25 protein-coding genes are annotated in these 24,425 nt (G+C 61.1%); 8 read left to right on the top strand and 17 right to left on the bottom strand.

The genetic code is table 11. The features are described 5' to 3' along the window. The first annotated feature begins 2 nt into the window (after positions 1–2). The 6 genes from PD282_RS09960 (at position 3) to PD282_RS09935 (ending at position 5,934) form a co-directional block, all read left to right on the top strand. Complete coding sequence (locus PD282_RS09960) at positions 3–1,250, top strand: glutamate-5-semialdehyde dehydrogenase (protein ID WP_274650528.1); 1,248 nt, start codon at positions 3–5, stop codon at positions 1,248–1,250. 64 nt (positions 1,251–1,314) lie between these two features. Further along, positions 1,315–2,196 carry a pyrroline-5-carboxylate reductase gene (gene proC / locus PD282_RS09955; RefSeq protein ID WP_274650527.1) on the top strand — a complete coding sequence of 294 codons (882 nt, stop codon included), beginning with the start codon at positions 1,315–1,317 and terminating at the stop codon, positions 2,194–2,196. Next, positions 2,193–3,425, top strand: a complete 1,233-nt coding sequence (locus PD282_RS09950) for a 2,3-diketo-5-methylthiopentyl-1-phosphate enolase (protein ID WP_274650526.1) — start codon at positions 2,193–2,195, stop codon at positions 3,423–3,425. Before proC ends, PD282_RS09950 begins: the two co-directional genes overlap by 4 nt. Further along, positions 3,422–4,111 carry a 2-hydroxy-3-keto-5-methylthiopentenyl-1-phosphate phosphatase gene (locus tag PD282_RS09945; protein ID WP_274650525.1) on the top strand — a complete coding sequence of 230 codons (690 nt, stop codon included), beginning with the start codon at positions 3,422–3,424 and terminating at the stop codon, positions 4,109–4,111. The genes PD282_RS09950 and PD282_RS09945 overlap by 4 nt, the downstream gene beginning before the upstream one ends. Positions 4,112–4,114: 3 nt before the next feature. After that, positions 4,115–4,777 (top strand): methylthioribulose 1-phosphate dehydratase, encoded by a 663-nt coding sequence (gene mtnB, locus PD282_RS09940; RefSeq protein ID WP_274650524.1) that lies wholly within the window; start codon positions 4,115–4,117, stop codon positions 4,775–4,777. Between the two features lie 77 nt (positions 4,778–4,854). Beyond that, on the top strand, positions 4,855–5,934 hold the full coding sequence (locus PD282_RS09935; protein WP_274650523.1) for a MerR family transcriptional regulator: 1,080 nt from the start codon (positions 4,855–4,857) through the stop codon (positions 5,932–5,934). 52 nt (positions 5,935–5,986) lie between these two features. Here PD282_RS09935 and PD282_RS09930 read toward each other — a convergent pair whose 3' ends face one another. Next, positions 5,987–7,549, bottom strand: a complete 1,563-nt coding sequence (locus PD282_RS09930; RefSeq protein ID WP_274650522.1) for a DUF2515 family protein — start codon at positions 7,547–7,549, stop codon at positions 5,987–5,989. Positions 7,550–7,711: 162 nt separating this feature from the next. Here PD282_RS09930 and PD282_RS09925 point away from each other — a divergent pair, with 162 nt between their 5' ends. Further along, positions 7,712–8,398, top strand: coding sequence for an SOS response-associated peptidase (locus tag PD282_RS09925; protein ID WP_274650521.1), 687 nt, complete (start codon positions 7,712–7,714; stop codon positions 8,396–8,398). A gap of 205 nt (positions 8,399–8,603) precedes the next feature. Here PD282_RS09925 and PD282_RS09920 read toward each other — a convergent pair whose 3' ends face one another. From PD282_RS09920 to PD282_RS09900, 5 genes are all read right to left on the bottom strand, one after another. Next, on the bottom strand, positions 8,604–8,891 hold the full coding sequence (locus PD282_RS09920; protein WP_274650520.1) for a stage VI sporulation protein F: 288 nt from the start codon (positions 8,889–8,891) through the stop codon (positions 8,604–8,606). Between the two features lie 74 nt (positions 8,892–8,965). Then, the gene (gene recG / locus PD282_RS09915; protein ID WP_274650519.1) at positions 8,966–11,014 is read right to left on the bottom strand and encodes an ATP-dependent DNA helicase RecG; all 2,049 of its coding nucleotides are present in this window, start codon (positions 11,012–11,014) and stop codon (positions 8,966–8,968) included. A gap of 7 nt (positions 11,015–11,021) precedes the next feature. Further along, positions 11,022–11,873, bottom strand: coding sequence for a DegV family protein (locus PD282_RS09910; protein WP_274650518.1), 852 nt, complete (start codon positions 11,871–11,873; stop codon positions 11,022–11,024). Between the two features lie 16 nt (positions 11,874–11,889). Further along, positions 11,890–13,677 (bottom strand): DAK2 domain-containing protein, encoded by a 1,788-nt coding sequence (locus tag PD282_RS09905; protein ID WP_274655143.1) that lies wholly within the window; start codon positions 13,675–13,677, stop codon positions 11,890–11,892. Between the two features lie 55 nt (positions 13,678–13,732). Continuing rightward, positions 13,733–14,092, bottom strand: coding sequence for an Asp23/Gls24 family envelope stress response protein (locus PD282_RS09900; RefSeq protein WP_274650517.1), 360 nt, complete (start codon positions 14,090–14,092; stop codon positions 13,733–13,735). Between the two features lie 197 nt (positions 14,093–14,289). Here PD282_RS09900 and rpmB point away from each other — a divergent pair, with 197 nt between their 5' ends. Next, positions 14,290–14,478 (top strand): 50S ribosomal protein L28, encoded by a 189-nt coding sequence (gene rpmB, locus PD282_RS09895; RefSeq protein WP_274650516.1) that lies wholly within the window; start codon positions 14,290–14,292, stop codon positions 14,476–14,478. Positions 14,479–14,724: 246 nt separating this feature from the next. Here rpmB and spoVM read toward each other — a convergent pair whose 3' ends face one another. From spoVM to def, 11 genes are all read right to left on the bottom strand, one after another. Beyond that, positions 14,725–14,805, bottom strand: a complete 81-nt coding sequence (gene spoVM, locus PD282_RS09890) for a stage V sporulation protein SpoVM (protein WP_010345573.1) — start codon at positions 14,803–14,805, stop codon at positions 14,725–14,727. 220 nt (positions 14,806–15,025) lie between these two features. After that, positions 15,026–15,304, bottom strand: coding sequence for a hypothetical protein (locus PD282_RS09885; RefSeq protein ID WP_274650515.1), 279 nt, complete (start codon positions 15,302–15,304; stop codon positions 15,026–15,028). 80 nt (positions 15,305–15,384) lie between these two features. Further along, positions 15,385–15,654 carry a hypothetical protein gene (locus PD282_RS09880; protein ID WP_274650514.1) on the bottom strand — a complete coding sequence of 90 codons (270 nt, stop codon included), beginning with the start codon at positions 15,652–15,654 and terminating at the stop codon, positions 15,385–15,387. 11 nt (positions 15,655–15,665) lie between these two features. After that, positions 15,666–16,310 (bottom strand): ribulose-phosphate 3-epimerase, encoded by a 645-nt coding sequence (gene rpe, locus PD282_RS09875; RefSeq protein WP_274650513.1) that lies wholly within the window; start codon positions 16,308–16,310, stop codon positions 15,666–15,668. Between the two features lies 1 nt (position 16,311). Beyond that, the gene (gene rsgA, locus PD282_RS09870; protein ID WP_274655141.1) at positions 16,312–17,256 is read right to left on the bottom strand and encodes a ribosome small subunit-dependent GTPase A; all 945 of its coding nucleotides are present in this window, start codon (positions 17,254–17,256) and stop codon (positions 16,312–16,314) included. Continuing rightward, positions 17,228–19,378 (bottom strand): Stk1 family PASTA domain-containing Ser/Thr kinase, encoded by a 2,151-nt coding sequence (gene pknB, locus PD282_RS09865; protein ID WP_274650512.1) that lies wholly within the window; start codon positions 19,376–19,378, stop codon positions 17,228–17,230. The genes rsgA and pknB overlap by 29 nt, the downstream gene beginning before the upstream one ends. A gap of 5 nt (positions 19,379–19,383) precedes the next feature. Next, positions 19,384–20,142, bottom strand: a complete 759-nt coding sequence (locus PD282_RS09860) for a Stp1/IreP family PP2C-type Ser/Thr phosphatase (protein WP_274650511.1) — start codon at positions 20,140–20,142, stop codon at positions 19,384–19,386. A gap of 7 nt (positions 20,143–20,149) precedes the next feature. After that, complete coding sequence (rlmN, locus tag PD282_RS09855; protein WP_274650510.1) at positions 20,150–21,196, bottom strand: dual-specificity RNA methyltransferase RlmN; 1,047 nt, start codon at positions 21,194–21,196, stop codon at positions 20,150–20,152. Positions 21,197–21,342: 146 nt separating this feature from the next. Continuing rightward, positions 21,343–22,986 (bottom strand): 16S rRNA (cytosine(967)-C(5))-methyltransferase RsmB, encoded by a 1,644-nt coding sequence (gene rsmB, locus PD282_RS09850; RefSeq protein WP_274650509.1) that lies wholly within the window; start codon positions 22,984–22,986, stop codon positions 21,343–21,345. Next, positions 22,983–23,930, bottom strand: a complete 948-nt coding sequence (fmt, locus tag PD282_RS09845) for a methionyl-tRNA formyltransferase (RefSeq protein ID WP_274650508.1) — start codon at positions 23,928–23,930, stop codon at positions 22,983–22,985. Before fmt ends, rsmB begins: the two co-directional genes overlap by 4 nt. A gap of 4 nt (positions 23,931–23,934) precedes the next feature. Beyond that, the gene (gene def / locus PD282_RS09840; RefSeq protein WP_274650507.1) at positions 23,935–24,420 is read right to left on the bottom strand and encodes a peptide deformylase; all 486 of its coding nucleotides are present in this window, start codon (positions 24,418–24,420) and stop codon (positions 23,935–23,937) included. Positions 24,421–24,425 lie beyond the last annotated feature (5 nt).

The raw sequence follows: 24,425 nt of genomic DNA, 5'->3' as shown, positions 1-24,425 counted from the left end.
TCATGAGTGAAGTACGCGACAAGGCGCTGCTTGCCAAGCAAGCCGCATCCGTTATGAACCGGCTGACAAACGGGCAAAAGAACGAGGCGCTGCTCCGGATGGCCGACCGGCTCGTTGCCGAGCAGGCTTCGATCCTCGCGGCAAACGCGGCGGATATCGAACGCGGGCGCGGCAGCGGGACGAGCGAATCGCTGCTCGACCGTCTCGCGTTGAACGAAGCAAGGATCGCCGGCATTGCCGAAGGGCTGCGGCAAATCGTGGAACTGCCCGATCCTACCGGAAAAATTCTCGAACGGTTCGAGCGTCCGAACGGGCTGGTCATCGAGAAGGTTTCGGTTCCGCTCGGCGTCGTCGGCATCATCTACGAAGCCCGCCCGAACGTGACCGTCGATGCGGCCGGGCTTTGCCTCAAGACCGGCAACGCCGTCGTCCTGCGGGGCGGGTCGGCTGCGCTCGAATCCAACGCGCGCATCGTTCAAGTGCTGCGTGACGCGTTGTCGGACACCGCGCTGCCGGCCGACGCGCTGCAGCTCGTGGAAGATCCGAGCCGCGCGTCCGTTGACGAAATGCTGCGGCTGAACGGCTTGCTCGACGTCGTGATCCCGCGCGGCGGCGCTTCGCTCATCCGCAACGTCGTCGAGAACGCGACCGTGCCGGTCATCGAGACGGGCGCCGGCATTTGCCATACGTACCTGGACGAAGGCGCCCAGCCGCAAATGGCTTCCGATATCGTGATGAACGCCAAGGTGCAGCGCCCGTCCGTCTGCAATTCGCTGGAGACGCTGCTCGTGCACGAATCGTTCGCTCAGGAGCATTTGCGCGGCCTCGCGGACCGGCTGCTGGCGGCGAACGTCGAGCTGCGCGGCTGCGAGCGGACGCGCGGCCTCGTTCCGGAGGCGAAACCGGTGACGGACGACGACTTCGCTACCGAATATAACGATTATATTTTGAACATCCGCATCGTGCCCGGATTGGATGAAGCGCTCGCCCATATTTCGCGGTTCGGCACCCAGCATTCCGAATGTATCGTCACCGAAAACCCCGATCGCGCGAGCCGATTCCTTCAGGACGTGGACGCCGCAGCCGTCTATCATAACGCTTCGACGCGGTTTACCGACGGCTTCGAATTCGGGTACGGCGCGGAGATCGGAATCAGCACGCAAAAGCTTCACGCCCGCGGTCCGATGGGCCTGCCGGCTCTGACATCGACGAAATTTCTCGTATACGGCAGCGGCCAGATTCGAGGTTAACGAGCAGGAATGCAGCCGGCCGGCTGACGTCATGAGTTATTCGTTTATACAGGAGGTTAACGATATGTCCCTGCTTTCATCTTCCGGCGCCAAGCCGGAAATCGGCTCCCTCCGCTTCTGCTTCTACGGGGCGGGCTCGATGGCCGAAGCGATTGTGCGTGGCCTGCTGGAACGCGGCCTGACCCGGCCGGAGCAAATCGGCGTGCTAAACCGCCAAAATGCCGATCGGCTCTATGAGCTCAGCGAACGATACGGCGTCCGACCGGCCGCGGAAGGAGCCGCGAAAGAAGCGATACTGCGCGAGGCGGACGTCATCTTTTTGGCGATGAAGCCGAAGGATGCGGCCGATGCGATCCGCCGGCTGGAAGGCGTCGTATCGCCGCGGCAGCTAATCGTATCCGTAATTGCGGGGCTCAGCATCGCCACGATGGAGACGATATTGGGCCGCAAAATGGCGATCGTCCGCACGATGCCGAACACATCCAGCACGATCGGGCTCGGCGCAACGGGCATCAGCTACTCGGATTCCGTTACTGCCGGGCAGAAAGCGGTCGCCGAATCGGTGTTTCAGGCGGTCGGGCTGACGGCCGTCGTCGCCGAGCCGCTGCTCGACGTTGTCACCGGCGTATCGGGCAGCGGACCCGCTTACATTTATTACATGATGGAAGCGATGATCGAAGCCGGGCGAAAGCTCGGTTTAACCGGCGAAGCCGCCCGCGAACTGACGGTCCAGACGGTGCTTGGCGCGGCAAGCATGGTTAAGGCTACCGGCGAGGACCCGGCCGAGCTGCGGCGCAAGGTGACGTCCCCGAACGGCACGACGCAGGCCGCAATCGAAACGCTGGACGCCCGCGGCTTTACCGAAGGGGTTATCGGCGCGGTGGAACGGGCCGCCGGGCGCGCGGGCGAGCTTGGCGAGGATATCGAAAGGAGCGCGCTGAAATGAACGGTGCTTACTGCGTCGCGACCTATCGGTGCTATGACGACAAAGCCGATTTCCATAAAAAAGGGTTAAGCATCGCCGTCGGCCTGACGGTCGGCAGCTGGACCGATCTCCCCGAGGCGCGCAAAGCGGAGATGGAAAAGCATCTCGGGCGCGTCGTATCGGTAACGATCCATGAACCGGAAGGCGCGGCGCCGGGCGTGCGGTACGCCGATCTGAAAATCGCCTATCCGGACGTCAATTTCAGCCGCGACCTCCCCGCCCTGCTCGTCACCGTCTTCGGCAAGCTGTCGATGGACGGCAAAATCAAGCTGGTCGATCTCGAATTTTCGCCAAGCTTCCTGTCTGCCTTTCCCGGTCCGAAATTCGGTCTGGAAGGCGTCCGAAAGCTGCTCGGCGTACACGACCGTCCGCTGCTCATGAGCATTTTTAAATCGGTCATCGGCCACGATTTGGCGAATCTGCGCGAACAGTTTTACCTGCAGGCGCTTGGCGGCGTCGACCTGATCAAGGACGACGAAATTTTGTTCGAAAACCCGCTCACGCCGCTTGAGAAACGGGTCGAAGCCTGCATGGAAGCGGCGCGGGAGGCCGAGTCGCGGACAGGACAGAAGCTGCTGTACGCCGTCAACCTGACCGGCAAAACGTCGCAGCTCGCGGCCAATGCCAAGCGGGCAATCGCGGCCGGCGCCAACGCCCTGCTGTTCAACGTGCTCGCCTACGGCTACGACGCGCTGCACGAGCTGAGCGCCGATCGGGATATTAACGTGCCGATCGCCACGCACCCCGCAATGGCGGGCGCTCTTTATCCGTCGCCGCACTACGGAATCGCCGCACCGCTCTTGCTTGGGAAGCTGATGCGGCTCGCCGGCTCCGATCTGTCGCTGTTTCCGTCGCCGTACGGCTCCGTCGTTATGCCGATGGAAGAAAATATGGCCGTGAAAACGGCGCTGCTGGACAGCTCGCTGCCGGTGCGCAAAGCCTTCCCCGTCCCCTCGGCGGGTATTCATCCGGGGCTCGTGCCGCTCATCCTCCGCGATTTCGGCCAGGATGTCGTCGTCAACGCGGGCGGCGGCATTCACGGACATCCGATGGGCACCGCTGCGGGCGGACAAGCGTTCCGCCAGGCAATGGCGGCGGCGCAGTCCGGCATTCCGCTTCGGGAAGCGGCCGGAAAGCCGGGCAATGAAGCGCTTGAGGCGGCAGTCGGCTTGTGGGGGGCGAAGGAATGAACGGTCTTCGCGAAGCCGGCGAGGCGAAGAAGCGTGTCGTATTTTGCGATTTCGACGGCACGATCACCGAGAACGACAACATCGTCGCGATCATCCGCCGCTTTAATCCCCCCGGCTGGGAAACGATTGTCGGCGATATCGTCGGGGAGCGCAAATCGATCCGCGAAGGCGTCGGCGAGCTGTTCCGCCTGCTGCCCGCCGCTTGGAAGGACGAGGTGATCGAATATTCGATTGCGAACGCGCGCATCCGCAGCGGGTTTGCCGAGCTGCTCGCGTATTGCCGGCGGGAAGGCGTCGAGTTTTACGTCACGAGCGGCGGCATCGACTTTTTCGTATACCCGCTCCTGGTCCCGTTCGGCATTCCGGAGGATCATATTTACTGCAATGGCAGCGATTTTTCGGGCGAGCGCATTGAAATTACGTGGCCGCATCCATGCGACGAGCATTGCAATAACGATTGCGGCATGTGCAAAACGGCGATCATCCGGCGTTTTCCGAATAACGCATATACGCGCATTCTGATCGGAGACAGCGTAACCGATTTCGAAGGGGCGAAATTGGCCGATGTCGTGTTCGCCAGGTCTCACCTGACAGAGAAATGCCGGGAGCTCGGGCTTCCGTTTACCGAATTCGACACGTTCCACGACATTGTGGACCGTTTGCAGCGGCTGGAGGAGGAAGCGTAAACGATGGATTTTGATACTCTATCGCTTGAAGAGAAGCAGCGCGCCCTGGGCGAGCTGGCCGAAGTGAAGCGGCTGTTCGCCTCACGCGGCTGGTTTGCCGGCACGAGCGGCAATTTGTCGGTGCGGCTGGGCGATTTCAACCCCGGGCGGTTCCATTTCGCCATTACGGCAAGCGGGAAGGACAAGTCGCTGTCGACGCCCGAAGATTTTCTGTTTGTCGATCAGGACGGCAAGCCAAGCGAGACGACGCGGCTGAAGCCTTCCGCCGAGACGCTCATCCACTGCGAAATTTACAGGCTGACGGGCTGCGGCGCCATTTTTCACGTCCATACTGTGTTCAACAATCTGGTCTCCGAGCTGTTTTGGGAGCGCAAAGCGATTCCGGTTGACGGCGTCGAGCTCATTAAGGCGTTCAATATTTGGGAGGAAGAGGCGCAGATCGACATCCCGATTGTGTCCAACTTCGCCCATATTCCGAGCATCGTCCCGGAAGTGACGGAGCGGCTGGACAAGCGCATTCCGGGCATCATGCTGCGCAAGCACGGCATTTACGCCTGGGGCGCGAATGCGTTCGAGGCGAAAAGGCACCTGGAGGCGTTCGAATTTTTGTTCGAGTACGTTTACCGGTGGGAGCTGCTGCAGCAAAGCGGCGGAAGCGGGAAATAAAATCCGGCGGCTGGCGACCGGAGGCTTGACCTTGACGCTGCGTCAACGTTTACAATGGCTCGGGAGGTGGCGTTTCCATGCGGCTGCATATTCACGAAGCGGCAAAAAGGCTCGGGACGACGCCCCGGGCCATTCGTTTTTATGAGGATAAAGGCCTGCTCTCGCCGCAAAAGTCGCCGAACGGCTACCGGACGTATGACGACCGCGACCTGCTCGCGCTCCGCTGGATCGTTTCGCTGCGCGGCATCGGTCTGCCGGTATCCGCCGTAAAAGAGCTCGCCCGCGGCATCGAGCCGGGCGATTGCGAACTGCAAAGCGGTAGCGGGCCGCTGGAGAAGCTGGAGGAAACGAGGCAGGACGTTTACCGCGAATGGTCCAAGCTGTCGCGCGCGTTGACCGCGCTAGACGAGCTGCTGGCGGCCGGCAATGCTCGGGGGCGTCTGCCGCTTCACTCGGTTGAAGAGGCGGCGCAAAGGCTCAGGGACAGCGCGGCTTTGGTCGACGAATGGCAGGACCCAATGGATTTCGGGAGCCTGGCCGAAAAATATAAAGAACGGGCGGTCACGGAAGCCCTTCGCCCGTTTATCGATGAAGCGGATTATGCGCGGACGCATGAGACGATCGTGCAGTGGCTCGATCCGCGGTCCGGCGAACACGGCTGCGAGGCCGGCGCCGGAACCGGCCGGCTGACGGCGATGCTGGCGGCCGCCGGCGCGGCGATGACGGCCGTCGAACAATCGCCGGCCATGCTGCGCCACTTCCGCGAACGGCTGCCGAACATCGAAGCCGTGCATGGCAACGTGCTGGCGCTGCCTTTTCAGCGGCCGCGGTTCCATTTTGCCGCCTGCGCTTTTGCGCTGCACAGTCTGGACCGCCGCCGGCAGCGGCAGGCGCTGGACGAAATCGACCGGGTGCTGCTGCCGGGCGGACGGCTTTGTCTGGCCGGCGTCACCCTGCCCGCATCCGGTCCGCGTTCCCGCGGCGCCGACAAGCCGGCCTGCGGCGGTCCTTCCGGCATTTCGCCTGAATCCGCGTTCCATGACGTCGATCTAGGCGAGCTGGAACTCAGGTTGTCCGAGCTCGGCTACCAACCGGTCAGACCGGATGCCGGACCGGGCGCCTGGATCCTCTATGCCGTCAAGCGGGAGGCGACTTAGGCGGGGGTCTCAATCGGCAGCTGCGCCGCTGTTCCAAGTCGCATTCGAACGATTATTTGGACCATCCAAGCCGCTCGGCACCGGCTACGGCCAGCTCGATTTTCGCCAGCGCCAGCCAATGCGCGTCCGTCACTTCGAACACGGGCGGAAGCGGCAGCTCCTCGAAATAGGACTCGACCGGGCCGGCCCACCTTGTCCAGTCCCCCGGCCGAGGCGGTTCCACCGACCTGTCCGGCCAGGCGTCGCCGAGCTTCGGGCTGTACAGCGGCTTTGCGCCCCGCGCGAGCTTGCCGTCCTTCAGCCGCGGTTTGTACAAGCCGCGGCTCTTCCCGCTTCGGACGCTCGTAAACAGGTGCGGAGCGTAATCGGCGCGCGAACCGGTGTGCTGTACCGCGCGAACAAATTCGAGCGCCCCGCTCCGTACCTCCGGCACGCCGAACAAAACGGCGTACAGCCGTTTGCCGAATTCGATTCGCTCCCGCAAATCGCCGAAATGCTCCAGCACCAGTCCGGCGAGCTTCATCCCCGCTTCCGCTTGGACGCCGTACGGCAGCACGACCGTGTTCGTCTGCAGCACCGCCTGCACCTTAAACGACGGTTTGTTTAGCACATGCTCCCGGTATTCCGGGTGCTGCACGACGCGGCGCTCGATCACATGCTGCTCATTGACGATAAGTGCGGTCGTCAGCAGCGCCGAATCGCGACGTTTCCTGAACAGCGCCCAGACCGGCTCCATGAAAGCGGATACCCCGAATGCCGCGGCAAGGCCCGAATAGTCGCGCTCCGCCTTGCGCCCCGCCTCATAAAGAAGCAGCTGCGGATAAGCATCGCCGAAAATAAGGGCGTTGCATCGTTCCAGCAGCCGGAAGGTCGCTTCGGTCTGATCTTCGGTCAGCAGCCGGGGAAGCAGCTCGCCCTTCAGGTCGGTCATGTTCCAGCCGCCGTTGCGCGACACGATATGGGCGAGCAGCGCCCAATGCAGCTCCGGCCGCCGAAAATAAACGGCACGGTACGCCTCGGTGCGCGTTACGTTGTTGCGGTTTGCGCGCTCCGTCTCGAATTCGATGCGGTATAGCAGCGACCGCTCCTCGCCGCACCATTTCATCGTCCGCGCGCCGAATGCCGGCCGCTCCGTCTCGCCCTGCCGCCCGGCAGCGTTACCGGCTTCTTCCGCCGGGCTTTCGGCAGCACGATCCCCGGCTGATGTTTTCCCGCCTCCGTACGACCGGGGGTCCGCGCCGCTGATGACTGCCGCTGCTCCGCCCCCTCTTGCTTCCACATCTCCCTCTTCGCACTCCCTGTTTGCCGCTGCAACCTTCACGTCATCGCCGCCGTCCCGGACGTTTTCGGTTTCGCCGGCTGCCCTGCCGGCAGTAGATGCATAGCGTCCTAAAGCCGACGAGGCTTCATGGCTAACTGTGCTGCCCGCCCAGAGCGCAAACAGCTCCCGCACCGCCTCCGCTCGCAAACGGACCGGCTTCGCCCCTTCGGCGAGCCGCCTTGATTCGGCTCGCGCACGCAGCTTGTCCGCCGCGATTTCAAACAGCTGCTCCGGCCATTTCAGCCACTCCGCCAGCTTTTTGGCCACACCTTGCCGCGTTTGTCCCGACCCCATCCGGCCACCTTCTTTTTTACCCGTTTTACTTATCAGTATAGGCAGGGCGCGGCCGGCTTAGCCGTTTCAAGCCGACATTTTTACCGGATAATGGAATATCGCACAGGCGCAGCGAACCTTGTATAATACAAGAAGAGAACGCCGAAGGAGGAATTGGAAGTCATGTGCGGACGCTACACGATTGTCGTCTCGCTGGAGGAGCTAATGCTGCGTTACCTCATCGAAGAAACGGACGTCCCGCATCAACGGCCGAAATATAACGTCGCGCCCGGGCAAATGGTATTCGCAATCATCCATGACGGCAAGCGCAGCCGGCTTGGCGAGCTGAAATGGGGGCTTGTCCCTTCCTGGGCCAATGATCCGAAAATCGGCTACAAAATGATCAACGCGCGCGCCGAGTCGGTATGGGACAAGCCCGCCTTCAAGCAGCTGGTCCGGCGCAAACGGTGCCTGATCCCGGCCGACGGCTTCTACGAATGGCGCAAAACGGCGGACGGCAAGCAGCCGCTTCGCATCGTGCTGCGCAGCCGGCGGTTGTTCAGCATGGCCGGCCTGTTCGATACGTGGCTGACTCCGGACGGCGGCAAGCTGAGCACCTGCACCATTTTGACCACCGAGCCGAACAAATTGATGGCCACGATCCACGACCGGATGCCGGTTATTCTCCGTCCGGAGGACGAGGCGCAGTGGCTGGACCGGTCGATTCAGGATCAGCAGAGGATCGGCGGTCTGCTGCGCCCCTATCCGGAAGACGAAATGGAGGCTTATCCCGTCTCGTCCGCCGTCGGGAACGTCGCCAACGACGATCCCGCATTAATCGCGCCTTTAGGCGCCGCCAAAGAAGGCTGAAGAAAGCCCTGTTCGAGCCGCGCCCGGACCAAACCGACGATTATTTGTCCGGAAAGACGGCCTTCAAAAAAACGTGGTCCTTCAACTGCTCTCGTATCTGCTCGAGGGAGGGGGTAAGCGGCTCGATTAAAACCGTTTCGAAGCCTGCGGATAACACTGGATTTTATCCCCTCTTTGATTAAAAAAAACCGCCGGCCCCGAAGGGTCAGCGGAACATCGCCCATAATTTGAGCAGATGAAGCGTATTGTTCGGATCGATCCGCTGCCCGAGCACGAAGGCGATCATCTGCTCCTCCTGCGTTTCGGTCAACGGCTCGTGCAGGATGCCGGAGCAGGTCCGGACGAGCCGGCGCACCTTGGCGCGATCCTGCAAATCGTATTTTGTGACGCCGTGAAGCGCCATTTTCACTCTATCCTTGACGGCCGGATTTTTCATTTTCGTCTTGACGCGTTCGACCAATTCCGGCCGAATGCCGTATTTCGTATAGCTCATTGCGGTCTTCAGCACCTCCGTCCGGCTTTATCAGCCATTCGATGTACTATATGCCGCAGCACCGCCGAAAAAAACTAGTCCAGCAAATCCCCTTGAAAAAGTTGATCCTTCCGCAATATATCGTGCAGCCTCGCATAGGCGGCCGCCGTCCAGAAGTCCGGCCGTCCGGTCAGCTCCGCCGCGTCATCCCGCGCCTCCTCCAGCACTGCAAAATCGGCCGACATATCGGCCAGCTTGAAATCCGGCACCCCGCTCTGCTTCGTGCCGAAAAAATCGCCGGGCCCCCGCAGCTCCAGGTCGCGCCTTGCCACCTCGAAGCCGTCGTCGGTTTCGGTCATCACCTTCATCCGTTCCCGCCCCGTCTCCGATTTCGGGTCGGCGATCAGCACGCAGTACGACTGATGGCCGCCGCGGCCGACGCGCCCGCGCAGCTGGTGCAGCTGCGACAAGCCGAACCGTTCGGCGTCCATGATGATCATCAGCGTCGCATTCGGCACGTCGACGCCGACCTCGACAACCGTCGTCGCCACCAGCACCTGCGTTTCGCCGGAAGAAAAGTCCCGCATCGCTTCGTCCTTCTCCCCGGCCGACAGCCTGCCGTGCAGAAGGCCGATCTTCATGTCCGGAAAAGCCTGCATCAGCTGCACGTGGAGATCGATCGCGTTCTGCACGTCCAGCTTGTCCGATTCCTCGATCAGCGGGCAAATAAAATAGCTCTGCCGGCCCGCCTCCGCTTCGCGGCGAATAAAGCCGAGCACCCGATCCATCATCGAGTGCTTGACCCAATACGTGAGAATCGGCTTCCGTCCTTGCGGCCGCTCCCGCAGCGTCGAGACGTCCATATCGCCGAAGGCGGTGATTGCCAGCGTGCGCGGAATGGGCGTCGCCGTCATCGTCAGCACGTCGGGATTAATCCCTTTGTGCCGCAGCACGCTGCGCTGGTTGACGCCAAAGCGGTGCTGCTCGTCCGTAACGACCAGGCCGAGGCTGCGGAACTCGATCCCATCCTGGATGAGGGCGTGAGTGCCGACGACGACGTCGATCAGCCCCATCTGCAGCCCGGCGGCCACATCCCGCTTGCGCTTGTCGGTCATGCTGCCGGTAAGCAGCGCGACCTCGACGCCGGCATCGGCATACAGCTTCTGCAGCGACCGGTAATGCTGCTCGGCCAAAATTTCCGTCGGCACCATAAGCGCCCCCTGATGGCCGGCTTTCACCGACGCATACAGCGCCACCGCCGCCACGACCGTTTTCCCCGAGCCGACGTCCCCCTGCAGCAGACGGTTCATGCAGGCGGCCGAGCGCATGTCGATCAAAATTTCGTTGATCACCTTCTTCTGCGAAGCCGTCAGCTCGAACGGCAGCGTCCGGACGAAGGCGAGGATGGTCTCCGCGCTCACCGAATGGGCAACGCCGTCCATCCGTTTGCGGATGAGCGACCGGTACGCCTGCAGCTTGAGCTGAAACAGGAACAGCTCCTCGTAGACGAGCCTGCGGCGTGCCGCCTGGCCTTCATCCGTATCGTCCGGCCGATGAATGCGGGCGATCGCGTCGCGTCTCGGCATGAGCCCGTATTTGTCCACCAGCTCCAGCGGCAGCACCTCTTCAAGCATCGCGCCGTACTGCACAAGCGCCTGTTCGATCGTTTTGCGCATCCATGCCTGGGTGACGCTCCCGCCGACCGAATAGACCGGCTGCAGCGTGCCCGAACGCTTCGCCCCCCGGTCCGGAAACTCCGATTCGGAGACCGTCAGCTGCAGCCGGCGCTGATCCCATTTGCCCGTCAGCGTAATATCCCGGCCCGGTACAAGCTGTTCCTGCAGAAAATGACGGTTGAACCAGACCGCCGTCACGAGTACGCCGTCTACCGCAACCTTGGACGTCAAGCGCGATTTGGCCCGCCCGTACCGCTGCAGCGAAGGGTTGCTCATAATTTTGCCCAGTACCGTAACCTTTTCTCCGTCTTTTGTTTCAGCCAGCCCGCGAATACGGTAATCCTCATACCGGAACGGAAAATAATCCAGCAGGTCGGCGACCGTATGGACGCCAAAGGCGTGAAGCTCCTGTTCCTTCTGAGCGCTCACGCCTTTTACGCTGCGGACCGGCAGCTGATCCAGTTTCATCGTATCCTCACACCCGATTCATAAATAACGCTGCCGTTCCCGGCCCCGCATGCGTGCCGATCGCCGCACCGATTTCCGTCTGCCGGACCGTGCGGACGTTCAGCTCCGCCTGGGCCAGCCCCGCCAGCTCCAGCGCGAGCTCGCTCCGGTACGCCCATCCGACCGTCATGTCGACCGGGTCGCGGCCGAAATCGCGCTTCAGCAGCTCCACGATGCGCGCCATCGCTTTTTTCTGCCCTCTGACCTTGTCGACGGGAAACACTTCCCCTTCCTCGCTCAGCGTCAGAATCGGCTTGATGTTCAAAATCGTGCCTAAGAGCGCCGCCGCTTTGCCGATCCTGCCGCCCTTCTGCAAATATTCGAGCGTATCGACCAAAAAATACAGCTTCCGGTCAAGCCGGAACTGTTCGAATGCCTCCAAAATGTCTTCCTTCGCGCTTCCCGCCGCCGCCATCTCCGCCGCCTTGACGACAAAAGCGCCGAAGCCGTACGAAGCCGATTTCGAATCCACAACCGTAATGTCGGCGTCCGTCTCCAGCATGGACGCTCCCAGCATGGCGGACTGGCATGTTCCGCTCAGCACCGAAGCCAAATGAAACGACAGGATGGACGCGTCCGGATGCTGCTTCAGGATGCGGCCGTAAACCTCCGAAAATTCGGCCGGCGACGGCTGGGACGTCCTCGGCGGCTCCGGCGAAGCCTTCAGCTTCTCGTAAAACTCGCCGCTGTCCGAAACGCCGTCCAAATACAGGTCCTCGCCGATCGTCACCTTGAGCGGCACCAGCTCGATGCCGAGCTGCTCCCGCATCCGCTTCGGGATATCCGACGAGCTGTCCGTAACGATTTTCACGCTGCTCATGCCGTCACCTCGTTTTCTATTCCGCCGCAATCAGATAAGGGTACAGCGGCTGCCCGCCTTCGTGCACCTCGAACTCCGCCTCCGGGAACGTTTCCCGCGCCCACGCGACAAGCGATTCGGTGTCTTCGCGCACCGCTTCCTCGCCGGTCAATATCGTCACCAGCTCGCCCCCGTCCTCCAGCATGACGGCCAGCAGCTCGCGGCACGCGTCCTGCATGTCCGGAGAAGAACAGATAATGGCCTTCTCCAAAATGCCGATATAGTCGCCTTCCTTGATCTCGACGCCGTCGATCGCCGTATCGCGCACGGCCGTCGTAACCTGCCCGGAGCGGACGAGCGAGGATGCGCCCGTCATCGCTTCCGCATTCGCCTCCGCGCCTTCGTCGTCCCGGAAGGCGAGCGCCGCGGCCAGCCCCTGGGGAATCGTCTTCGTCGGGATGACCGTCACGTTCCGCTCGCTCAGCTCGGCGGCCTGCCGCGCGGACAGGATGATATTGCCGTTGTTCGGCAAAATAAAAATATGCTCGGCCTGAAGCTGTTCGATCGCGTTCACGAAATCCTCCGTCGACGGGTTCATGGTTTGTCCGCCCGAAAGCACGATATCGACGTTATTTTCGAGAAAAATCGAACCGATTCCTTCGCCCAGCGCCACGGCGATGATGCCGTACGGCGCCAGCTCGTGCGCCTGCTCCGTCGGCACGTCGCCCGCCGGCGTGCCGGTGAGCACCTCGGGCACGGCCATGCCGAGCGCCGCCGCTTCGACGGCCGCCGTAGCGTTCGCCGGCTCGGACCCGCCGGACGGCTCGCTGCGCTGTCCGCCCGCCTCAGCGCCCCCCAGGCTCCGGTGCTGCTCGCGCATGTTCAAAATATGAAAATCGGTCAGTTCTCCGTAGGGCAGCGCATAATTAAGCACGTCGCCCGGCCGCCGCGTATGAACGTGCACCTTGATGACGTCCTCGTCCGCAATGACGAGAATGGAATCCCCGTCCCGGGCCAGCTGCCGTTTAAACGACTCCTCGTCAAAACGCGGAGCGAAGCGGCCCCCCAAACGGCGCCGGATCATAAATTCCATATCGTAAAAAAACGTGATCGCATCCGTCGATAATCTTGACTGGGCGGTCGCGGGCGACTGCGCAGCCGCCGCCGCGGCAGGTCTTGCGGCCATTCCGCCGGTTATAGCCGGTCCTGCCGGATCCGCTGTCGCGATAGGGCCGCGCTCGCCGCCCTCCGCCTCCAAAGCTCGCAGGAAGCCTTCGTAGATGCAGACGAGGCCTTGTCCGCCGGAATCGACGACGCCGACCTGCTTCAGCACCGGCAGCAGCTCGGGCGTGCGCTGCAGCGCTTCAAGCGCTTTCGCGTGCACCTCGCGCATGAACGGCTCCATGTCGCTCGTTCGGCGGGCAGCCTGCGCCGCATGCTTCGCCGCTTCGCGGGCCACCGTCAAAATCGTGCCCTCGACGGGCTTGACGACCGCTTTATAGGCCATATCGACGCCGCTCTGCAGCGCCGCCGCAAACTGAACCGTGCCGGCTTCCTCCACCCCCGCAAGGCTTCTGGAGAAGCCTCGGAACAGCTGCGACAGAATGACGCCGGAATTGCCGCGCGCTCCCATCAGCAGCCCTTTGGAAAGCGCTTCCGCAACTTTGCCTGCGGCAGGCGACGGTTTGCCCTGCAGCTCCCGGATTCCCGCGGTCATGGTCATATTCATATTCGTTCCCGTATCGCCGTCCGGGACCGGGAACACATTGAGCGCATTGATACGCTCGACGTTAGCCTGCAGGCACTCCGCGCCGCCAACGAGCATATTCGTAAGGTCCGATCCGTTGATCAACCGTTTGCTCAAGCAATGACTCCCCTTCCTACCGGGATACCCGGACGCCTTGGACAAAAATATGAACGTAATCGACCGAGAGGCCGATCACCTCGTTCAGCACATATTTCACTTTGGTCTGGATGTTATGCGCCACCTCGGATATTTTCGTCCCGTAGCTTACGATGATGTACAAATCGATATGCAGGCGTTCGTTTTCCCGGCGGACTTCCACGCCGCGCGCCAAATTGTCCCTGCCGAGCATCTCGGCGATGCCGTCCTTCAGCTGTTTGCGCGAAGCCATCCCCAGCAGTCCATAACAATCGAGCGCCGCCGAGCCCGCTATGACGGAGATGACATGATCCGTGATGATGACGTTTCCAAGCTCCGATTTCAGCTCCAAAGGCATGAACGACCACTCCTTTATCCATCTATTATGGACTAATCATCATTGTACTATAAATAGCTCCGATTTAGAAGTCCAGAGCCTGTTTTTCGGCGATTATCAGCCGTTTGCTTAAATTACCTCCAGCTTGATGGATCGCGCGAGATGTGATAAGATATTCAAGTATGTTTATCGCAACGGCATCAAGGGAGGTGTATTCCATGTCTCGCAAATGCTACATTACGGGTAAAGGTCCGGGAACGGGCAACCACGTTTCGCACGCCAACAACAAAAACCGCCGCTCGTGGGGCGTCAACGTTCAGAAAGTGCGCATTCTCGTCGACGGCAAGCCGAAACGCGTCTACGTCAGCACTCGCGCGTTGAAAGCCGGCAAAGTGACCCGGGTATAACGCTCTTCGCTCTAGATATTCACAAACGGGAAGCTGCTCCGGCCGATGTTTCGGCGGACAAGTTTCTTGCAGGCAAAAAGCACCTGGGTTCAGGTGCTTTTTTTTCATGTCCAAGGGCGGCCGCCTTCAGTCGCGCTGCGTCAGGCGGAAGACAAAGCAAACAGCCGTCCGCGGCACGGCCGGCTTCTGCAAGCGATTATTCCGCGGAGATCAGGTACCCGTGGGATCGCCAGGCTGCCGCAGACATTAATTTTTTTGAAAGGTATTCAAGATCGCTTTTACGAATCCGCCCAAAAACTTCGGCAGCTTGATTGTATAAAATTTCATGCTCCACCCCTCCTAAGCGTTTTTGAGAAAACGCTGCTTCGTAGCGTTTGAAAGAAAACGCTACTTCGTAAGCATCAACTCTGCGTTTTTGAGAAAACGCTGCTTCGTAGCGTTTGAAAGAAAACGCTGCTTCGTAAGCATCAACTTTGCGTTTTTAAGAAAACGCTGCTTCGTAGCATTTGAAAGAAAACGCCGCTTCGTAAGCATCAACTCTGCGTTTTTAAGAAAACGCTGCTTCGTAGCGTTTGAAAGAAAACGCTGCTTCGTAAGCATCAACTTTGCGTTTTTGTGAAAACGCTGCTTCGTAGCGTTTGAAATAAAACGCCGCTTCGTAAGCATCAACTCTGCGTTTTTGAGAAAACGCTGCTTCGTGAGCATCCCCGAAGGCGGTTCCGGTTCGTTGCGGGCAGCGCCCGGCCGTCCGCATTGCCATGCCCGATCCGCCCGGCATCCGAAACTTCCCTATCATGCAAAAAAGGCTACAGGAACCTTCGTTCATGTAACCATCCTATGCACTGCCAATTTGTCCTATTCCATCGGGCGGCCTCGTCCGTACGCCCAGTTTTGTGCTCCGCCGGTTTAAACCGCACCCTGCGGATGCGACCGCAAATACAAAATCATCGTAATGATCACCGTGAAGAGAAAGAAAAACAAAAGCCCCAGGCCGATAAACAAGAGCCGCGAACGAAGGCTCGGATAGCCTCGAAAAAAATAGATGCCGATCACGAACGCAAACAGGGAGAAAATAAGGTTGAACGGGGACTTAATAAACGGAAAGATCGATAGCATAAGGCCGCAGCCCATGCTGTATATGGCAAGCAGCAAGCCTTTCTTCAGCCGTCCTTCCACGAAATCCCTCCTTAACGCAGCGCCGCAATCGCGGCGGCCCGGTCCTTCTCGCCGAATACGGCGCTTCCGGCTACGAGCACATCGGCTCCCGCTTCACGGACAAGCGGCGACGTCTCGGGGTTAATGCCGCCGTCCACTTGGACGTGCACCTCGTTTCGTCCGGCGGCTTGCAGCATCGTACGCAGCCGGCGAAGCTTCGCAAGCGATTCGGGAATGAATTTTTGCCCGCCGAAGCCCGGATTCACCGTCATGATCAGCACCAGATCGAGATCGGCCAGCATATGTTCGAGCACGGAAAGAGGCGTCGCCGGATTAAGCGCCACGCCCGCGGGAAGTCCGGCTTCCTTAATCATATGCACGACGCGGTGCAGATGCGTACAGGCCTCCGCATGAACGGTAATCCGGTCGGCTCCCGCCGCGACGAATTCCGGAATATAGGCTTCGGGCCGCTCGATCATCAGATGCACGTCGAAAGGCAGCCTCGTATGCGTCCTCGCGGCGCCGACAACCAGCGGCCCGAAGGTCAGATTCGGCACAAAGTGGCCGTCCATCACATCAATATGGATCCAATCGGCTCCCGCCCGTTCTACGTTTTGAAGCTCTTCGGCCAATGCGGCAAAATCCGCCGACAAAATCGATGGTGCGATGATTGCCATGTCAGTACCTCCGCTTTTTCTCTTTCATTTCCGCCATAAACAGCACGTAATTGGCGTGCCGGCTCGGGGCGATCCGTCCTTCTTCCAAAGCTTCCAAAACCGCGCAGCCGGGTTCGCGGAGATGCGTGCAGCCGCGAAATTTGCACTGCGGCGCAAGCTCGCGCATTTCGCGGAAGCAGCTACCGAGCTCTTCGATGCCGAGCTCCGCAAAATCGAGTTGGCTGAAGCCCGGGGTGTCCGCCACATATGCGCCGCCGATATCGATCAGCTCGACATGGCGGGTCGTATGCCGGCCCCTTCCCAGCCTTGCGCTGATCTCGCTCGTTTCCAGCGCCAGTCCGGGAACGAGCGCGTTCAGCAGCGACGACTTGCCCACGCCGGATTGGCCGGCAAAGACGGCCAAATGCCCCTGCAGCCGCCGTACGAACTCTTCCGTTCCTTCGCCGCGCTTCGAGCTGGTGACCAGCACCTCGTACCCGATCGGCTCGTAAATCCGCACGACGTCCTCGATCGCGCGCACCGCTTCAGGCGCTAATTCGCCGTCGTCGGCCAAATCTCGCTTGCTGAGACAAAGCACCGCGTCGATGCCCGAATGCTCAATATGTGCGAGAAATTTATCCAACAGCTGCAAATTCAAAGACGGCTCCGTGACGGAAAAAACGAGGATCGCCAGGTCGACGTTCGCTACCGGGGGCCGGACCAGCTCCGTGGAGCGCGGCAAAATTTCGTCGACCGTGCCCTCGCCGTTCTCCGTGATGCCGAACCGGACGAGATCGCCGACAAGCGGCGATTCGCCCCGCTTCTTGAAAATGCCGCGTGCACGGCATTGAATCGGCGCTTCGTTTCGCGGGGCATGCTCCGGCAAAACATAATAGTAGCCGCTCAGCGCCCGTACGATTCGTCCGATGGGGCCCTCGCTATGGCTGCTGCGGTTGTTGTTGTCCATTGTCTGTACCGTTTCCTGTATTTTGTCCGTTTCCCGTGTTTTGTCCATCCGTGTTTGTCCCCTGCGTGCCGTCCGTTTGGCCGGTCTCTCCTTGGCCCGGCGCCATGCTCGGAATCGTGTTCGGCATCGAATCGACACCCGATTTCGCATCGTCGTACGTCTTCGAGAACATATCGGCAAATTGGCCGTCGCGGAAAATGCTTACCTTCGCCTCCGTATTCGGCGCAAGCACGACCGGCACCTGGAAGGTTTGCGTATCGTTGATCGTTTTCTTGCCCCAATCGATATTCTCGCCCGTCGCATCGGAATAAACGATATGAATTTCGCTCGATTTGCCCGCTTGAGCCGGTGAAATGACGATGCTAAACGTATATTGAATTGCATCGTCGGGCAGCCCGGAGCTGACCGTCAGCGTCACGCCCGAGCCTTTGGCAACCTGGTCGTTCGCCTGATACGGATCCTGCCGGATGACCTCGCCCTGCGGCTTGTAGCTTTTCTCCTGGACGATGTCCGATTCCTTCACGACGAGCCCTTTCGACGTCAGCAGATCGATTGCATCCTTCTGCGTCATCCCGACCACATTCGGCATCGGGAACGTTTCTTTCCCTTTGCTGACCGTAAACTCGAACTTGTCCTTTTTCGGATCGAACTGCTGGCCCGCTGCCGGCGTTTGCGAAATAATCGCTCCCGGATCAACTTCGTCGCTGTACGCGTCCTGTGTCCGCGAAATCCGGTCCGGGGTTACGCCGAGCGCCTGCAGCTCGGTTACGGCATCTTCGTACGACTGCCCTTTGTAATCGGCCGCGGTTTCCAGTTGAGGACCGGTGCTGACAAACAGCTGGATGAAGGAGCCGACCTTCACCCGCTGATTCGATTTGGACTGGTCGTACACGTAATCCTTGGGCACGGTATCGTTATTCATATAGACGACCGGCTCTTGGACCTTCAGCCCGGCATCGGTCAAAATTTGACGCGCATCCGTCTCCGATTTGTTCACGACGTACGGAACCTCGACCTCTTTAATGTCGAACCAGCCGAGCACGGTCTGGGCGCCCCAGAAAACAAGCGCGATCACGAGCAGCGTAGCCCCGACGGTGACGACCGGCTTGACCCATCTGCGTTTGCGGTTTTCCTCCAAGCCGCTTGAATCCCATTTATTGTCCTGTTCTTCGGCCTCGGCCTTCGCTTTTTCCGCTCTGGCCGCGCCGAGCGGGGTATCCGCGATGCTGCCGCGGATTGCGGGCATAACGCGCGTCTCGTCGAGATCCGAATGATCGAACGAAATTTTCGGCTCGTCTAGCCTCTCGGGCTGCAGGCAGGTCTCCAAATCGCGCAGCATCTCACCCGCCGACGCGTAGCGCTCAAGCGGATTTTTGCGCATCGCGCGCAGCACGATATTTTCGACGCTTTGCGGGATGTACGGGTTGACCTCCCGCGGCTCCTCAAACGTCTCCTGCAGATGTTTCAGCGCGACGCTGATCGGGCTTTCGCCGAGAAACGGAAGGCGGCCGGTCAGCATCTGGTACATCACGATTCCGAGGGAATACAGGTCGGACTTCTCCCCCGTATTGACGCCTTTGGCGTGCTCCGGAGAAAAATAGTGGACGGAGCCGACGACCGAACCGGTTTGCGTAATGGTCGACGACGTCACGGCACGCGCGATTCCGAAATCGGTTACCTTCACGCGGCCGTTTTTGCCGATCAGGATGTTGTGCGGTTTAATATCGCGATGAATGATTTGGCTATGATGTGCATGATCGAGCGCGTCGCAAATCTGGCTGGCGATGCGTACCGCTTCTTCGGCTTGCAGCGGGGCCCGATCCTGAATGATTTCGTTCAAATTGCTGCCGTCGATATATTCCATCACAATATAATGGATGTCTTCTTCCTGCCCGACATCGTAAATGCTGACGACATTCGGATGGGAGAGCGCCGCGGCCGACTGGGCTTCCCGCCGGAAGCGGCGAATGAATTCCTCGTCGTGCACAAACTGCTGACGCAGCACCTTCACCGCCACTTTCCGGTTCAGGAGCACATCGTGAGCCTTATAGACGAGCGCCATGCCGCCCCCGCCGATACGGTCAAGGATCTCGTAACGCCCCGCCAATTCGTGTCCAATCATGTCGCTCACTCCCCTTGTTCCGCGGCGCCGGCATGATCCAGCAGGATCACCGTGATATTGTCGTCTCCTCCGGCCTCGAGCGCAAGCGAAACGAGCTTGTCCGCCTTGCCGTCCAGATCAAGCTCGCTGGAGACGAGCGTCTCGGCGATGTCCGCGTCGCTGACCATGTCGGTAAGCCCGTCGCTGCACAAAAGCAGCATATCGCCGCTTGTCCACGGAATGCCGCGGACGTCCGCCTCAACCTGCTCGTCGGTGCCGAGCGCTCTCGTGATGACGTTCCGGCGGGGATGATGGATCGCTTCTTCCGCCGTAATCTGTCCCGACTTGACGAGCTCGTTGACGAACGTATGATCGGTCGTCAGCTGGGACAGCACCCCTTCTCTCCATTTGTACGCACGGCTGTCGCCAATATGACCGATGACGCCGTCTTCCGCCTGCAGCAGCGCCACGACGATGGTCGTGCCCATGTCCCGGTACTGCTCGTTTTGCGCGGCGGTGTCGTACACGACTTCGTTCGCCTCCAGGATCGCCTGGCGGATAAGCGTTTTGCGCTCATGGATCGAAAGCGCCCCGGAGGCGCCGCCGCGGACGACGCCCAGAATCGTATCGAGCGCTAGCTGGCTCGCCACGTCACCGGCTTGATGGCCGCCCATCCCGTCCGCCAAAATGGCGACGGTCAGGCCGCTGTCGGTCTCCTCGGCAAAGCCGCGGTCTTCGTTTCGGAGCCGGATGCGTCCGATATCGGTCCGAACTGCTATTTTCATCACACGATCACCCCGCCGTAGACTCCATATGTTTCGCGCGCAATTGTCCGCAAGCCGCTGCGATGTCGTGTCCCTGCTCTCTGCGGATCGTGGCATTGATTTTTTTCCGTTCCAAAATGCGGTGAAACTCAAAGATTTGTTCGCGCGGCGTCCGCACGTAATCCCGCTCCGGCACATAGTTGACCGGGATCAGGTTGACGTGGCAGAGCATCCCCTGCAGCACGTCGGCAAGCTCCTCCGCATGCTCGCTTTGGTCGTTGACGCCGCCGATCAGCGCGTATTCGAACGTGATCCGCCGGCCGGTTTTGGCAATGTAGTAGCGGCACGCCTCCATCACTTCCTCGAACGGAAAACGCCGGTTGACCGGCATCAGCTTCGAGCGAAGCGTATCGTTCGGAGCATGGATCGAAATGGCCAAATTGATCTGCGTATTCTCTTCCGCGAACTTGTAGATGCTCGGCACGATTCCGCTGGTCGATACCGTAATATGCCGCTGGCCGATGTTGAGCCCCTTCTCGTGAATCATAATGCGCAGAAAGTCCATGGTCGCGTCGTAATTTTCGAACGGCTCGCCGGAGCCCATAATGACGATGCTCGAGACGCGCTCGCCCGAAGCATCGAGCATTTGCTGCGCCGTAACGACCTGTGCGACGATTTCGCCCGCCGTCAGATTGCGCTTCAAACCGCCGAGCGTGGATGCGCAGAAGGTGCAGCCGATCCGGCAGCCGACCTGCGTCGTGACGCAGATGCTGTTGCCGTAATTGTGGCGCATGATCACCGTTTCGATCGCGTGGCTGTCATGCAGCCCGAACAAAAATTTGACGGTGCCGTCCTTCGACTCCAGCCGCGTAATTTCGGTGAGCGTAACGAATTGAAAATGGTCCTCAAGCTTCTGCCGCAGCGTTTTGGGCAGATTGGTCATGTCGTCGAAGCTTTTGACCCGCTTTACATAAAGCCAATCGAACAGCTGGGCGCCGCGGAACGCGGGCTCCCCGTTCGCTTTCATCCAATCTTGAAGCTGATCCGGCGTATAGTCGTAGATGAACGGTTTCATCGGTTTTACACCTGTTTCCTGAAAATGGTTTAGGGACGTTTTCACGCCCGACATCGCCTATTTTACCACAAACGCCCATGGCAGGCCACAAAGGCCGTCATGGGCGCCGAAGCTTGTCTATTGGGGCGGGGAAGCGTTTCCTGCCGTCAGTCCTCGCGCTTCATGCGGGCGATATAAAAGCCGTCGCTGCCGAAATGGTGCGGCAGCAGCTGAGCCGTCCCGTCGAAGCCTTCGCCGATGACGCCTCGTTCGCGCAGCGGTTCGAGCACCGGCTGCGGCCAGTTCACATCCGCCCGAAACCCGCGGTTGCGCTCCAGAAACGAACGGATCTGCCCGCCGTTCTCCTCCCGTTCGATCGTGCAGGTGCTGTACACAAGAATGCCGCCCGGCTTCACCATCCGGGCCGCCTCGTCCAGCAGCCGGCTTTGCAGCGCCGCGATATCGCGGATATCGCCTTCGGTCTTCGTCCACTTGATCTCCGGCTTGCGCCGGATGACGCCGAGGCCGCTGCACGGCGCGTCCAGCAGCACGAGGTCGAACGAGCCCGGCTCGAAGCGTCCGGCCAGCGCAAGCGCATCGCCGGCGACGGCGTCGATCGAGCGGAGTCCGAGCCGCCGCGCGTTGTCTTCGATCAGCTTCAGCTTGTGCGGGTGCACATCGTTCGCGACAATGCCGCCCCGGTCGCCCATCAGCTCGCCGAGATGCGTCGCTTTGCCGCCCGGCGCGGAGCAGCAGTCGAGCACGCGCATGCCGGGAGCCGGCGCGCAAATTTCGGCTACGAGCATCGAGCTCTCATCCTGCATCGTCCAGTCGCCCTTCGCGAAACCTTCCGTTTGCGCCAAATTGCCCGCTCCTTCGGCGATCACCGCGGCCGGCGCCACCGGCGATTCGCGGGCCGCAATGCCGGCCGCGGCAAGTGCCGCGATCGCCTCATCGCGCGTCATCCGCAGCCGGTTAACGCGCACGCTCGCATGCGGCGGCTCGTTGCCGGCCGCGCAGATGGCCTCGGCCGTCTCGATGCCGAACTGCCGGATCCAGCGGCGGACAAGCCAGTCCGGATACGAATGCGTAAGGCCGATTCGCATTGCCGGGTCGGACTCCGCAGCAGGAGCTTTCAACTCGACGAGCCGCCGCTCCATATTGCGCAGCACCCCGTTCACCATGCCGGAAATGCCGGCATGCCCGCGCCGCTTGGCGAGCTGCACCGCTTCGTTCACCGCCGCATGGGCCGGAATGCGGTCCAAATAAAGCAGCTGATAAGCGCTGAGCCGGAGCAGCTGATGCACCCACGGCGCAAGCGTGTCCAGTCCTTTGGACACGAGCGCGGCCAGCCGGTAATCAAGCGTGCGCTGCCGCTGTATGGTACCGTAGACCAGCTCCGTGGCCAGCGCCGCATCCTGGCGGGACAGCTGCGCGTCCTGCAGCGCCTTGTTCAGCTGCAGGTTGCTGTAAGCGCCCGCTTCGGCGACCTTCACGAGCGTATCGAGCGCCACGGAGCGGGCGGTGCGCACGCCGCGTCTGCCCGCGGCTCCTTCCGCGGAAGAACCGCGGCCCCCCGGGTTGGCGCGGCCGGCGGCATCCCCGGACGGCTGCCGGCCATCGCGGCCGGAGCCGGGGCGTCCGGAGCTGGGACGGTCCGCTCCGGCGCTTTGCGTTCGGGCATCGCCGGGGCCGCCGCCCGCCGGATGCCGCTTGCGCTTCGTATCGGCGCGCACGCCGCCATTCACCCCGCCGGCGGACCGGCCGCCGCCTGTCGATTCCGGCCCACCGGAGCTCCGCCGGCCCTTCACGCTTCGTCTCCGCCGAATACGGCTCCCGGTGAAATACGCGCGCCTTTCAGCCATTCCTCCGCCGGCATCGCCTTCTTCCCGGCAGGCTGGATGACGGTCAGCGCGAGCGCGCCGTCGCCGGTCTGCACGACGATGCCGGGTTCGGGCGACGCCTCCAGCACTTCGCCCGGCTGCGCTCCGGCGCTTCCGCCGCCGCACGGCCGGCAGCCCCAAACCTTGAACGGCTCGCCGTTCCACAGCGTAAACGCGCCGGCCATCGGCGACAAGCCCCGCACCTGGTTATACAGGCTCCGCGCCGGGCGGCTCCAGTCGATCCGCTCGTCCTCGCGGGTCAGGTTCGGCGCGTATGTCGCTTCCGCTTCGTTCTGCTTCTCCGCCGCGGCCGTTCCGTTCTCGATCGCCGGCAGCGTCTCCGTCAGCAGTCTGGCACCGGCGAGACTCAGCTTCGCGAACACCGTTCCGGACGTGTCCTCGTCCGTGATCGGCACCTCCACGCGGCTGATCATATCACCGGTATCGAGCCCCTCGGCCATGTACATGATCGTCACGCCCGTCGCTTTCTCGCCGTTCATGATTGCGCGCTGAATCGGTGCGCCGCCGCGGTAGCGTGGCAGCAGCGAGCCGTGCACGTTGATGCAGCCGAGACTCGGAATATCGAGCACCGCACGCGGCAGGATTTGCCCGTATGCGGCCGTCACGATCAAATCCGGGCGCAGCTCCGCGATCGCCTGCACCGTCTCCGACCCGCGCAGCTTGACCGGCTGCGCGACCTGCAGACCGTGCGAAAGCGCCGCTTCCTTGACAGGAGGCGGCGTCAGCGTTTTTTTGCGGCCTTTCGGACGGTCAGGCTGGGTGACGACAAGCGCGATATCATGACCCGCGTCGAGCAGCGCCTGCAGAGAAGGCACCGCAAATTCCGGCGTTCCCATAAATACGATTTTCATGCGCTCACTCCCCGCGCTTGCGCGGCCGTTCCGAAGCGTCGTACACCGCGTCCGCAATATCGGTAAACAGCACGCCGTTCAAGTGATCGATTTCGTGCTGGAAGGCGCGGGCGAGAAAATCGGCCGCCTCCAGCTCGATCGGCGCTCCGTTCCGGTCGAAGCCTTTGACCTTGATCCGCTGCGCCCTACGCACGTCGCCGTTCAGATTCGGAATGCTGAGGCAGCCTTCGGGCCCGAGCTGCTCGCCTTCGCGCTCCACGATAACCGGATTGACCATCTCGATCAGTCCGTGATCGTCGCCGACGTCGACGACGATCACCCGCTTCGAGATACCGATCTGGGGAGCCGCAAGGCCGACGCCGTCCGCGTCGTACATCGTTTCCGCCATATCGGACAGCAATTTATGCAAATTGGCGTTAAATTTTTTCACTTCCACCGCTTTCTCCCGCAGAACGGGGTCGGGGTCTTTCACAATCAGTCTGATGGCCACGTTCG

It is taken from the genome of Paenibacillus humicola, assembly GCF_028826105.1.
Classification (GTDB): Bacteria; Bacillota; Bacilli; order Paenibacillales; family Paenibacillaceae; genus Paenibacillus_Z; species Paenibacillus_Z humicola.
Note: the sequence above shows the minus strand (reverse complement) of the source record. Positions and strands in the feature narration are given on the sequence as shown.